The 11,964-nt window shown below is 60.3% G+C and carries 10 protein-coding genes and 3 tRNA genes; 9 read left to right on the top strand and 4 right to left on the bottom strand.

What is annotated here, in order from left to right; translation table 11 throughout:
• Both xseA and VFN25_RS00475 read right to left on the bottom strand, forming a co-directional pair.
• On the bottom strand, positions 1-985 hold a 985-nt coding region (xseA, locus tag VFN25_RS00480; protein ID WP_325137662.1), incomplete at its 3' end, for an exodeoxyribonuclease VII large subunit.
• A gap of 94 nt (positions 986-1,079) precedes the next feature.
• The gene (locus VFN25_RS00475; protein ID WP_325137664.1) at positions 1,080-1,937 is read right to left on the bottom strand and encodes a DMT family transporter; all 858 of its coding nucleotides are present in this window, start codon (positions 1,935-1,937) and stop codon (positions 1,080-1,082) included.
• A 140-nt stretch (positions 1,938-2,077) separates the two neighbouring features.
• Here VFN25_RS00475 and kdsB point away from each other — a divergent pair, with 140 nt between their 5' ends.
• The 8 genes from kdsB (at position 2,078) to VFN25_RS00435 (ending at position 8,351) form a co-directional block, all read left to right on the top strand.
• Positions 2,078-2,878, top strand: coding sequence for a 3-deoxy-manno-octulosonate cytidylyltransferase (gene kdsB, locus VFN25_RS00470; protein ID WP_325137660.1), 801 nt, complete (start codon positions 2,078-2,080; stop codon positions 2,876-2,878).
• Positions 2,875-3,354, top strand: coding sequence for a low molecular weight protein-tyrosine-phosphatase (locus tag VFN25_RS00465; RefSeq protein WP_325137658.1), 480 nt, complete (start codon positions 2,875-2,877; stop codon positions 3,352-3,354). Before kdsB ends, VFN25_RS00465 begins: the two co-directional genes overlap by 4 nt.
• 27 nt (positions 3,355-3,381) lie before the next feature.
• On the top strand, positions 3,382-4,806 hold the full coding sequence (locus VFN25_RS00460; RefSeq protein WP_325137656.1) for a thioredoxin-like domain-containing protein: 1,425 nt from the start codon (positions 3,382-3,384) through the stop codon (positions 4,804-4,806).
• Positions 4,807-4,945: 139 nt separating this feature from the next.
• Positions 4,946-6,763 (top strand): excinuclease ABC subunit UvrC, encoded by a 1,818-nt coding sequence (gene uvrC / locus VFN25_RS00455; RefSeq protein ID WP_325137654.1) that lies wholly within the window; start codon positions 4,946-4,948, stop codon positions 6,761-6,763.
• Positions 6,764-6,773: 10 nt separating this feature from the next.
• Positions 6,774-7,364 (top strand): CDP-diacylglycerol--glycerol-3-phosphate 3-phosphatidyltransferase, encoded by a 591-nt coding sequence (gene pgsA / locus VFN25_RS00450; protein ID WP_325137652.1) that lies wholly within the window; start codon positions 6,774-6,776, stop codon positions 7,362-7,364.
• Positions 7,365-7,911: 547 nt separating this feature from the next.
• Positions 7,912-7,987 (top strand) — tRNA-Gly (locus VFN25_RS00445).
• 142 nt (positions 7,988-8,129) lie between these two features.
• A tRNA-Cys gene (locus VFN25_RS00440) sits at positions 8,130-8,203 on the top strand.
• A 61-nt stretch (positions 8,204-8,264) separates the two neighbouring features.
• Positions 8,265-8,351, top strand: a tRNA-Leu gene (locus tag VFN25_RS00435).
• A 43-nt stretch (positions 8,352-8,394) separates the two neighbouring features.
• Here the strand turns inward: VFN25_RS00435 and VFN25_RS00430 are convergent.
• Positions 8,395-9,135, bottom strand: coding sequence for an acetoacetate decarboxylase (locus VFN25_RS00430; RefSeq protein ID WP_325137650.1), 741 nt, complete (start codon positions 9,133-9,135; stop codon positions 8,395-8,397).
• Between the two features lie 16 nt (positions 9,136-9,151).
• Positions 9,152-10,255, bottom strand: a complete 1,104-nt coding sequence (locus VFN25_RS00425) for a patatin-like phospholipase family protein (protein WP_325137648.1) — start codon at positions 10,253-10,255, stop codon at positions 9,152-9,154.
• A gap of 327 nt (positions 10,256-10,582) precedes the next feature.
• On the opposite strand from VFN25_RS00425, the gene VFN25_RS00420 reads away from it, so the two are divergent.
• Positions 10,583-11,542: an SOS response-associated peptidase family protein gene (locus tag VFN25_RS00420; protein ID WP_325137646.1), complete on the top strand. Its 960-nt coding sequence runs from the start codon at positions 10,583-10,585 to the stop codon at positions 11,540-11,542.
• Positions 11,543-11,964: the final 422 nt, after the last annotated feature.

The raw sequence follows: 11,964 nt of genomic DNA, 5'->3' as shown, positions 1-11,964 counted from the left end.
GAAGTCGATCCAGTCGTTCGCGCCCACGCTGCAGACGCAGGATCGGTCGTTGCAGGTTCAATCGCGAAAGCAGGTGATCGGCGCGTTGGCTGGATGCTTCGAGTCGGCGTCGAACGCGCAACTGCAATCGGTTGCCGAGCTGCTCAAGGCGACGCTTGAGATCATTGGCATCCGGAACCAGCATCTCGGCGGCGGCCGACGGTGTCGGCGCGCGCAGGTCAGCGACCAGATCACTGATCGAAAAATCGACTTCATGGCCAATCGCCGAAACGACCGGGATCGGACTGCGCACGATGGCCCGGGCCAGGGTCTCATCGTTGAAGGCCCAGAGATCTTCCAGCGAGCCGCCGCCACGAGTCAGCAATAGCACATCATGACGCGCGAGCCGGGCGGCGGCATCGAGCATGGCCACGATCGCTGCGGGGGCTTCGCGGCCTTGTACCGGTACCGGCAGGATCTCGACTTCGGTCAACGGAAAGCGCCGTGCCAGCACATGCAGGACATCACGAATCGCAGCACCGGTCGGCGAGGTGATGATGCCGATGCGCCGAGGCAACGCTGGAATTTCGCGTTTGCGCGAATCCTCGAACAGGCCTTCGGCGAGAAGCTTCTGTTTGAGCCGTTCGAATTCGCGGCGCAGCGCGCCTTCGCCGGCCTGTTCCATGTGTTCGACGATCAACTGGAACTCGCCGCGCGCCTCGTACAGGCTGACCCGGGCCCGGGTCAGCACCTGCATGCCGTCGGCCGGTTTGAACGGCAGCCACGTGCTGCGCGGCTTGAACATGGCGCAGCGAATCTGGGCGCTGGAATCCTTGAGCGTGAAATAGAGATGCCCAGAGCCCGGCCGGGCGACATTCGACAACTCGCCCTCAATCCAGATCAGCGGCAGGGCATCTTCGAGCAGATCGTGAACCAGGCGATTGAGTGCCGAAGGGGTCAGGATCCTGCGTTCGCGGGAGTTGTCGTCGTCGGATTCTTGCTTCACGGGTGGGTCTGGCTGGCTATGGGCGCGTGTCGACATCACGCCGGATTTTGTCGACGGACTTGGAAGTCTGCCTGCATTGCGACTCTGCAACCAGTCAGATTTGCGGTTTGGATTTTCCGATAACTGCTTGCTTGGCCACCCGCGCCTCACGCCGGGCGATATACAAACTGGCCGAAATCACCACCGCAGCACCAATCACCGTGTAGTTGTCGACGGTTTCGCCGAACAGGGCCCAGGCCAGAAAACCGACAACCAGCAGTTGCAGATAGCTCAAGGGAGCCAGCGCCGAGGCTTCGGCCATCTTCAACGCCCGCGTCCAGCAGTAGTGACCTCCGGTGCCGAGCGCGCCGCACAGCACCAGCCACGGCCAGATATTCGCGTCCGGCCACTCCCATACCGTCAGCGCGGCGGGCAGGCTCAGTGGTACCCAGAGCAGGGTGGTCAGCAGAACAATGCGGTCGGGCGGATCAATGCGTGAAAGATACTTGATGCTGATCGTGACCATGCCGCTGAGAAATGCGGCGAACAGGGCAACCAGGGCTGCGCCACTGAAATCCGTTGCGGTCGGCCGAACAATGATGATGACGCCGATGAAGCCGATGACGACGGCACTCCAGCGCCGCATGCGCACCACTTCGCCGAGTGCGACCACGGCACCGATGGTGACAAACAGCGGCGTCGAATAGGAAAGTGCCACGGCTTGCGCCAGCGGCAGATGCACGAGAGCCCAGAACGCGCACATCATCGATATCGTGCCGATGCCACAGCGCACCAGATAGAAACCGAGATGACGGGTGCGCAGGATTTCGAGGCCATGAACGCGCAGCAGGGGCAGGGCAAACAATGCGCCGAAAAGACAGCGGAAGAAGGCAATCTCGAACGGATGCAGTTGCACCGAGGCATAGCGAATCGAGATTGCCATCACCCCGAACAGAGTGGCACTGGCCAACATCAGCAGGGCGGCGCGCGGAGGAAGCGCGATCGGCACGCTGATGGGAGCGTTCACGTCAGGAATAGGCCACGGCGAAGAAGGCGCGCATTGTACATCCGCTGCGCATGTCTACTGGCGGCGCATGACTGGCCGGATGGCCCATGTTCAGCCAGAATCGGGAAATGACCTCCAATCCCGATTTTGTTGTCGCCATCCCGTCCCGCTTCGGTTCGCATCGCCTGCCGGGGAAACCGCTGCTGCCAATCGCCGGTGAGCCGATGATCGTGCACGTCGCCCGGCGCGCCTTGCAGGCCGGTGCCCGTGAAGTGGTCGTCGCCACCGATGACCGGCGCATAGTCGATGCTCTGGAGGGTAGTGGCGTCGAAGTCACGCTGACCCGTGCCGATCATGCTTCGGGGACCGACCGTCTTGCCGAATTGGGGCGTTTGCGAGGCTGGGATGCGGCGACCATCGTGGTCAATCTGCAGGGTGACGAACCGCTTGCCCCGGCCAGCGGAATTCGCGCGGTGGCCATGGCCCTGGCCGCCAGCACCAGTCCGATGGCGACGCTTGCAACACCGCTGCAGACAAGCGAAGAGTTGTTTGATCCGAACTGCGTAAAGCTTGTCCGCGATGCGAGCAATCGTGCGCTCTATTTCAGCCGCGCACCGATTCCGTGGCCGCGCGATGCATTTGCCGGCAATCGCGAATCACTGCCGGTCGGAATTCCGTTTCTTCGTCACATCGGCATCTATGCCTATCGCGCCGGGTTTCTTGGCACACTGGCCGATCTGCCGCGTACGCCGCTGGAAATCGTCGAATCGCTGGAACAACTGCGCGCGCTGGAGCACGGCCACTCGATCGTTGTCGCGATTGCACCAGAGCCTTTTCCGGCTGGCGTTGATACCGCCGAGGATCTGGCCCGCGTCGAACGCATTCTGAGTCGAGGAGTTCCGGCATGAAGATCCTGTTTGTGTGCATGGGCAATATCTGCCGCTCGCCAACCGTCGAGGCGGTGGCGCGGGTCGAGTTTGCCCGCGCCGGGCTCGATATCGAGGTCGATTCGGCCGGTACCGAGAACTACCACATCGGCCGTCAAGCCGATCCGCGGGCGATCGCACTGGCCGAGGCCAACGGCTATCCGATGAGCGCGCATCGTGCACGCCAGGTCTGCAGCGATGATTTTTCGCGATTCGACCAGTTGCTGGTGATGGACAACACCAACCTTCGCGCCGTGCTGGCCAAGACGCCCGAAAGCGCACGGGATCGCGTCGCTTTGTTTCTGCCGTTCGTCGGAATTTCCGAGCCTGTCGAACTGCCCGACCCGTATTACGGCAGCGCAGGCGACTTTCAACATGCACTGGACCTTGCCCGCGATGGCATCATGGCCCTGGTTGGCCGAATCGGCGCACAGGGTCATCCTCGAACTGACCGTTGAGAATTGCGAAAAAAAAGGGGGAGAAGGATGGAATCGCGATCACCCGCACCGGACTTTCCGGCGATACTGGACTGGGTCAATGTGCCTGAGGCGCCGACGCTGGCGGACTTGCGCGGCCGTGTCGTGCTGCTTTGGTTCTGGAGCTATGACAACGTCCATTGCTGGAATCTGTTGCCGGATCTGGCCTGGCTGGAGAGTCGCTTCAACGACGGCTTGACCATTTTCGGCATCCATTGCCCGAAGTATCCGCATCAGCGCGATTCGGAAAAAGTGCTCAAGGCAGTCAATCGGCTCGGCATCCGCCATCCGGTTGCCAGCGATGCCAATCTCGACCTCTGGCAGCAATACGATGTGGATGCCTGGCCAAGCGCGGTCCTGATCGATGCCGAAGGTCTGGTTGCGGCCGTGATTCCCGGCGAAGGACGTCGACAGGATCTCGACGAGAAGATCAGTCAGTTGCTTGATGAAGCAGCCGAACGCGATCTTCGCGAATACGAAGCGGCGAGCGTGGCGTCCCGGCCAGAACCAGCCATGCCGTTGCGTTTTCCGGGGAAGCTGCTGGCGACCGACTCGCGTCTCTATGTTTCCGACAGCGGCCATCATCGCGTCCTCGAATGCAATCATGATGGTCGCATCATGCGCCAGTTCGGCTCCGGCGATCGCGGCTACTGGGACGGACGCAACGAGGAATGCGGGCTTGCCGATCCTCAAGGCCTGGCCATTCGCGACGAATTCCTCTACATCGCCGATCGCGGCAACCATGCCGTGCGTCGCGTGCGCCTGGAAAGCGGCGAGATGGAAACCGTGCTCGGCAATGGCGAGCAGGGCCGGGTACGTCCGCACAATGCCGAAGCCGTATCGACACCAATCGGAAGTCCGTCGGATCTCGCCATCGTCGCCGACAAGATCTATGTCGTTTCCAGCAGCCAGAACCAGATCTGGGAACTGGATCTGGCCAGGGATACGGTTGATGTTTTTGCCGGCAACGGCAAGCTTGCCTTGCAGGATGGCCTGTCACTGGATTCCAGTTTCGCCCAGCCCAGCGGCATCACCACCAGCGGTTTGCAATTGCTGATCGCCGATGCGGCCTCCTCGTCGATCCGACTGGTGCGTCTGATCGATGGTCGCGTATCGACCCTGGTCGGCAGCGGCCTTTACGAACACGGCGACGTGCCGGGAACGCGCGACACCGCGCGCTTGCAGAATCCGCTGGATGTGGCCATGGATCCACGCGGAATCGCCTTCATCGCCGATAGCTACAACGGCAAGATCAAGGCCCTGAGCCTCAAGAGCGGCGCCGTACGCGCGCTCAACGTCAACCACGAGTTGCTGGAGCCCGGCGGCCTGTCGATCGCTGCCGGTGCCTTGTGGATCGCCAACACCAATGCCCACGAGGTCGTGCGCATCGATCTGTCCAGCGGCCTTGGCACACGCGTGCCAATCGGCGAGTAGGCCGGGGAATCGGGATTGAGGGCTGGGGATTCGCAAACGCGGAAGCAAAAAGCATGGCGCCTGAGGGCGCTTGTACAAAAACCTTGAATTTTCCTTCCCTCGTTTCCCGATTCAGTCGTTCCACGCGACAATCCCTTCCATGCAGGATGAAACTCCATTTGACGGCAAGGCCTTTGTCGCCAACCTGAGCAGCGCGCCCGGTGTCTACCGGATGCTTGGTGTCGCGGATGAGCTGCTGTATGTCGGCAAGGCCGGCAACCTCAAGAAGCGGGTCGGCAGCTATTTTCTCAAGCCGAGCATGCAACCGCGGATCGCCGCGATGGTTGCCCAGATCACCCGCATCGAGATCACGCTGACCCGCACCGAGGCCGAGGCGCTTCTGCTCGAAGCGCAACTGATCAAGAGTCTGCGTCCGCGTTACAACATTCTGCTGCGTGATGACAAAAGCTACCCCTACATCCATCTGACTCCGGGCGACTATCCGCGCCTCGCCTTCCATCGCGGCGCACGCACGGGTGGCGGGCGCTATTTCGGCCCATATCCGAGTGCGATCTCGGTGCGCGAAACCCTGAGCCTGCTGCAGAAGCTCTTTCGCATCCGCAATTGCGAAGACAGCTATTTCAAGAACCGTTCGCGGCCTTGTCTGCAGTATCAGATTGGCCGCTGCAGCGCGCCTTGCGTGGATTTCATCTCGGCGGCGGAATATCAGGCCAGCGTGCGCCATGCGGTGATGTTCCTCGAAGGCAAGAGCAATGCCTTGCTCGATGAACTCATTGGCGGCATGGAACAGGCCAGCGCGAACCTTGATTTCGAACGTGCGGCGCTGATTCGCGATCGCATTGCCGCAGTTAAGAAAATCCAGGCGCGCAACTACGTGCATGGGGCGGGGCAGGACATGGATATCCTCGCCTGCAGCATCGCCAACGGCATTGCCTGCGTCAGCGTGATGTTCTTCCGCGACGGCATCAGCCTTGGCTCGCGCGATTTCTTCCCGCGCCTCGGCCTCGATGCGAGCGAATCCGATGTGATCGGCTCGTTCCTGACCCAGTATTACCTGGAGCGTCCGCTGCCTGCCGAACTGATCCTCAGCCATGTTCCCGATGACATTGAAGTACTCAGCGAAGCGCTCAACGCGCATGCCGGCCACAAGGTCGAGCTGAAAACTTCGGTACGTTCCGATCGCGCACGCTTCCTCGACATGGCCGTGACCAACTCGGCCGCGGCACTCGCGGCACGTCTGGCCAGTCGCCAGACCCTGCTGACCCGCTTCGAGGCCTTGCGCGATCTGCTCGGTCTCGATGAATTGCCACAGCGCATCGAATGCTTCGATATCAGCCACACGATGGGCGAGGCGACCGTCGCCTCGTGCGTGGTGTTCGGCCCGGAAGGCGCGGAAAAATCACAGTACCGGCGCTTCAATATCGCCGGCATCACCGGAGGTGACGACTACGCAGCCATGCATCAGGCCCTGGAGCGCCGCTACAAGCGCATCCAGGCCGGCGAAGGCCGCTTGCCGGATATCCTGCTCATCGACGGCGGCCTCGGCCAGGTGCGTCAGGCGCTCGATGTCCTTGCCACCCTGGGAATCGAAGGTGTCCAGATCGTCGGCGTTGCCAAAGGTGAGGCACGCAAGGCCGGACATGAAAGCTTGATCCTTGGCGATACCGGCCGCACCTTGTGGCCAGGGCCGGGTTCACCGGCCTCGCATCTGATCCAGTCGGTACGCGATGAAGCACATCGGTTTGCCATCACGGGCCATCGCGGTCGACGGGAAACGGCGCGTGAAGCATCGAGCCTGGAGGAAGTTCCAGGCGTCGGCGCCAAGCGCAGATCGGCTCTGTTGCGCCAGTTTGGTGGTCTCGCTGGCGTCACCCGTGCCGGAATCGAGGAACTCATGCAGGTGAACGGAATCAGTCGTGAGCTTGCCGAACGTATCTACGCCGCTCTGCACGGGTAAACTCTGACTCATGCGCCTGACCTTGCCGACCATCCTCACCCTGTTTCGCATCGGTTTGCTGCCGGTGATCGTTGTGGTTTTCTATCTGCCGGAGTTCTTCCCGACCACGCGCAGCTGGTCGAACCTGGCCGCCGCCGGAATCTTCATCGCCGCCGCAATCACCGACTGGCTCGATGGCTGGATCGCACGTCGTTACAACATGAGCTCGGCATTCGGCGCGTTTCTCGACCCGGTTGCCGACAAGCTCATGGTCGCCGTGGCGCTGTTTCTGATCGTGCAGCAGAACCCGAGCATGATGATGGCCGTGGCCAGTGCCGTCATTGTCGGTCGCGAAATCAGCATTTCGGCCCTGCGCGAGTGGATGGCCGAGCTCGGCCAGCGCGCCGCGGTCAGCGTGGCCTGGTTGGGCAAGCTCAAAACCCTGATGCAGATCGTTGCCATCGTGGTCTGTCTGCACCAGCGCGATTTCCCCGAACTGCGCCTGTACAGGATCGGCGAAACCCTGCTCATCATCGCCGCCGTACTGACCATCTGGTCGGCCTTCATCTACGTGCGCGCGGCCTGGCCAATCATGCGCGATGCCGATAGCGGCAAGATTTAGCGGACCTCACGCGCCACACCGCTGTCGCCCCTGCGGATTTCAACAGCCGAATGGTTGGTCAGTCAGGGGTTCCACGCCTCAATGCTCTGATCCTCAGGCGCCGTTCGGCCGCAAAGCAAAAGTCACTGGACCCCTGCCTGCGCAAGGGCGACGAGAGCGTTATTGCCGGTTCTGGAGAGCGTGCAGTTCAAGATTCTCGATGGTTTTCAGAGCGTTGAAGCGCACATCGAACGCCGTAACCAGCACCAGCACCAGCGGCCCTCACACCCCACACTGCCGTCGCCCCTGCGCAGGCAGGGGTCCAGCGCCTTTGCGGTTGAGGCACGCAGTCCCCGACTGTGCAACCGAACCTGTCCCGAGCTTCTCGCTCCGCTTTCCTTCGCACTTCGGCCGGCTCAGCGCGAACAGCTGAGGTGAATGAGACGTTTCCGATGGGTCACACGTACTGCTATCCGCCAGAAATCACCAGCAAAAATCAGCATCCAACAAACAAATCAGGTAAAACAGGTTGACTCTTTCGGTGCATTCCGTAATATGCGCCTCCCACGCGGGAATAGCTCAGTTGGTAGAGCGCAACCTTGCCAAGGTTGAGGTCGCGAGTTCGAGCCTCGTTTCCCGCTCCAGTTTTTGCACGACGATTCGGCTTGCAGCAGCGTCGTTGTGAAAGATCCAAACGATGCAAGGCTTGCATCAGTGGGTCCGAAAACCTCGGCAACCCCGAGGTTTTGTTTTTTGATGACGACGCTTCAGGCTCGCCATCCCACCGGCCTGGTGGCAGAGTGGTCATGCAGCGGCCTGCAAAGCCGCGTACGCCGGTTCGATTCCGACCCAGGCCTCCATCCCGCACGCAATACTCGAAACGCTGGTCGTCACCGGCGTCATCGGGCATTCTGCGCGCTGGCCCGGATGGCGAAACTGGTATACGCAAGGGACTTAAAATCCCTCGGCCGCAAGGCCATGCGGGTTCGATTCCCGCTCCGGGCACCATTTGGGCGGCAACTTCGCCGGTTGACCGACGAAGTTCGGCAGGCTAGCTGGCCCGATCGAGGTAGTCGTGCACAACGTCGCCGAGGCCCAGGGTGAGGTCGGTCAGAATATGGAAGGCGGACAGCACCTCCACGACCGGCAGTTCGGCGACCGGGGCGAGCGCGTGCGAATGCAGTTCCAGTCCGGCCGGGCCTTCCCAGGCGCCTTTGACGGTGATGTCAGTCATGTAATAACGCACCAGCTCGCAGATTCGCGGGCTGCAATCGACATGCGGGATGATCTTGAGCAGATAGCTCGGTGCCTGAAGCGATTTCAGGATCTTGTCCGGGTCAAGCGTGCGGTGCTTGTAGCCCATGGTTCCTGTCGCCACGCGAACCGAACCGATGTTCAGGGTGCCAATCAGGGTGTCCTTTTCAACGCGCAGCGCCGGGTCGGCAAGCTTCTTTGGAAAACCCCAGATCTCGCGGCCGCCGGCGATCGGTGCTTCGTCGTTGAGATACATCGAGTGGACATAGCCGCCAGCGACACCATTAAACGTGACCGGAATCACCTGGCCGCTCTCGGTGTAGTCGCCGAAACCGGTGGAGTCGGGCATGCGGATGAATTCGTATTTGACGATGGCTTCGGGGATTTCCAGCGGTTCCGGAACAACTCGTCGCAATGCGTCCATATCGGTGCGATAGGTGATCGTCAGGAACTCACGGTCGATAAACCGGTACGGTCCTTTAGGATACGAAGGGTTGGTCAACGGCATTGCGAACGCTTGCTTGTGTATATTTTTCATTTGACTATTGCTCCTGCTATGAAATATCCGAGCCAAGATCGAAAACCTGCAATCCGTCCCGGCCAATCTGTCGCGATTTCCATGATGTGTGGGAAAGCGTTTTGGCTACATCCGCCATGCCTGCCGACCAGTGCTCGGTCATCGACAGACGCGAGAACTCATAGTCTTTCGAGTTGCTCTCGAAACCCTGCTTGCGATGGATAAGGTGAGCCAGCGTGACCGGGCAGCCCGGCCCCGAGTTGCGCAGCAGAGCCAGATCAGGATCCGATTGCAGAGCTTTTGGAAGTTTCGCCGTCAGTCTTTCGGCGGCGGCGCGGATGGCATGAAGTTGCCGGTATCGATCGGTGGTCAGTCGAGTGCGGCTGGAATAGCGGATATCTTTTTCCCGCTGTTGCACATCGGCCATGTTTTCCGGCATGTCGCCGCGGGTATTGAACAGATCGACCTGAAAGATGCAGAGTGGCTCGCTCTCCGCATTTTCCATCACGTACTGCAGAGGCGTATTCGAAACGAGACCGCCGTCCCAGTAAAAATGGCCGTCGATTTCGACCGATGGAAAACCGGGTGGAAGCGCCCCGCTGGCCATGATGTGACGGGCATCGATGCGACGTTTGCGACTGTCGAAATAGACGAAGTTGCCGGTTTCGATATTGACCGCACCGATACACAAGCGTGGGCCGGACTGGTTCAGATAATCAAAATCCACCAGTTCGTTCAGAGTCTGCTCAAGCGGCGAGGTGTCGTAGATGCTCAGCGTCTTGGCGCCAGCAAAAGGTCCGAACGCGGTCGGCATGCGTGGTCTGAAAAAGCCCGGCACACCGCCAATCATCACTTCGGCTGCAGCGAGTTCGGTAAAACTCTGGCGGGACATCGGCCCGAGCATCCAGGCGGCAAAGGCGAGTTCGGAACTCGCGCCATCCCAGAATGCCCTGAGCTTCTCAACCCGGCGATCAGGCGGGTTTCCGCAGATAATCGCGGCATTGATGGCACCAATGGAGATGCCGGCAACCCAATCGACAGCAAATTTGTATTCAGCCAATTTCTGGAATGCGCCGGCCTGATACGCGCCCAATGCTCCACCGCCCTGGAGAACCAGTACGTTCTGTTCCTTGGTCGGCATTGCTATTCTCGGCGGTGTGGATTTGTTGGCGGACGGCTCGGAGTGCGTTGAGGCTGCGGCCTGAAAACGGCACTCGTGTCGCGTAGTGCGCACTTTGTGCAATGCACAAGGCAGCGAGTTCAACACGGCGGCAGATCACGTTTAGCCGCCGTATCGTTTTCAGGCAGGATCGGTTTCAGCGGATCGAAGAATCATGCGCAAGCCGGTGCGGCTGGCGAAACAGGCATTCGCAAGCGACGCGATGCTCGTCGCTCGCCGGGCTTTGCGGGTTTGCCTTCCGCAGTGGATAACAAGACCCGCTTTTAACCGGCGCGGCAGGAGAATTCAATGTGCTACTCGGCCCAGGTTGAAGAATCGTTTCAGCGCTACGTCAAGCAGTTTGGCGCGGATATCGATATCCATCAGTTCGTCAAACTCTATGCCCATCGTGTTGAAGGTTCCGGTGCGCGCATTCCAAAGGCGATGGACGCGAATTTCGCCCACCCGGAGGATTCGGCGCAGCAGTCGATCGCGAAGCTGATCGAGGCGTTCGATGCCAGCGAGCTGTCGCGACTCGAACAGGAGGTGTTCAAGCAGCGCAAGCGCCTCGCCGATGCCGAGCGCAAGTTGCAGACACGCACCACCAAGGCGGCCAGCGAGAGCAAGCGGATTGCGACGAGCAAGGTGAAGTGGGCCTTGTCACGCATTGCCGACATCAAGCGCGACGAACTGCTGCCGCGCGATTCACGCATCTTTCCGGGCACCTACGCACCAGTCATGGTCATCGAGAACGGCCGTCGCGTGATCAAGCCGATGCGCTACCAGTGTCGGCCGCAGGGCAAGCCCGCGTTCTATGACCGCAAATACCCCGGCACCTACAACGCGCGCCGCGACAACCTCGAAGGATTCTGGAAAGGCCAGTTCGGCCACAGCCACGGCATCGCCATCGTCAACGCGTTCTACGAGAACGTCAGTCGCCATGATCTGGAAGGGCGCGAACTCGGCGATGGAGAGAAAGCCGAAAACGTCATCCTCGAATTCCGCCCGAAACCCGAGCAGGACATGCTCGTCGCCTGCCTGTGGTCGCACTGGCAAGGCAAGGGCGAGGAAGATCTGCTTTCATTTGCCGCGATCACCGACGAGCCACCTGCCGAAATCGCTGCCGCCGGTCATGATCGCTGCATCATTCCGATCAAGCCGGAGAATATTGATGCCTGGCTCAACCCCGATGCGCAAAACCTTGCCGCGATGTACGCGATTCTTGATGATCGTGAGAGGCCGTATTACCAGCATCGGAAGGCGGCCTAGTTGGCGTTGCGATCAATTTGATCGGCAAGGTGAAGATTTTTATGGAATATTGATTGTCGATCATTTTTGACGTTGCTTGGGTCACGGGCATGAGCAAACGTGGACCTCGGCACCTGGCAGGCCGAAAACCCCACATTCCCGTCGCCCCAGCGCAGGCAGGGGCCCAGCGCCCCATCACTTTTGCACTTTCTTTAGCGGCCAGGCGAAAGCGCATCAAAAACCAAAGCAAAGGCATTGGACCCCTGCCTTCGCCTGTCTCTTGATCACATCTTTCTTGCGCATTAGTCTGTAACTCCATGATTTACATGCCAACAGAGGGCGTAGTCATGGTGAGCAACGAATGGAAGTGGTCAGAAGAGATCTTTGGGTCGTGCGCTTTGGGCGATGTTCGACGTACTCGACGGCTGGTTGATGTGGGCGCA

Source organism: Dokdonella sp., from assembly GCF_035703485.1.
Lineage (GTDB): Bacteria > Pseudomonadota > Gammaproteobacteria > Xanthomonadales > Rhodanobacteraceae > Dokdonella.
The sequence above is the reverse complement of the archived record's forward strand: the minus strand, read 5'-3'. Positions and strand labels throughout refer to the sequence as shown.

Coding starts and splice junctions, on each gene's coding strand:
- uvrC (WP_325137654.1), top strand. CDS start 4,946: ATGCAGGATGAAACTCCATTTGACGGCAAGGCCTTTGTCGCCAACCTG.
- VFN25_RS00420 (WP_325137646.1), top strand. CDS start 10,583: ATGTGCTACTCGGCCCAGGTTGAAGAATCGTTTCAGCGCTACGTCAAG.
- VFN25_RS00465 (WP_325137658.1), top strand. CDS start 2,875: ATGAAGATCCTGTTTGTGTGCATGGGCAATATCTGCCGCTCGCCAACC.
- VFN25_RS00425 (WP_325137648.1), bottom strand. CDS start 10,255: ATGCCGACCAAGGAACAGAACGTACTGGTTCTCCAGGGCGGTGGAGCA.
- VFN25_RS00430 (WP_325137650.1), bottom strand. CDS start 9,135: ATGAAAAATATACACAAGCAAGCGTTCGCAATGCCGTTGACCAACCCT.
- pgsA (WP_325137652.1), top strand. CDS start 6,774: ATGCGCCTGACCTTGCCGACCATCCTCACCCTGTTTCGCATCGGTTTG.
- VFN25_RS00460 (WP_325137656.1), top strand. CDS start 3,382: ATGGAATCGCGATCACCCGCACCGGACTTTCCGGCGATACTGGACTGG.
- kdsB (WP_325137660.1), top strand. CDS start 2,078: ATGTTCAGCCAGAATCGGGAAATGACCTCCAATCCCGATTTTGTTGTC.
- VFN25_RS00475 (WP_325137664.1), bottom strand. CDS start 1,937: ATGTTGGCCAGTGCCACTCTGTTCGGGGTGATGGCAATCTCGATTCGC.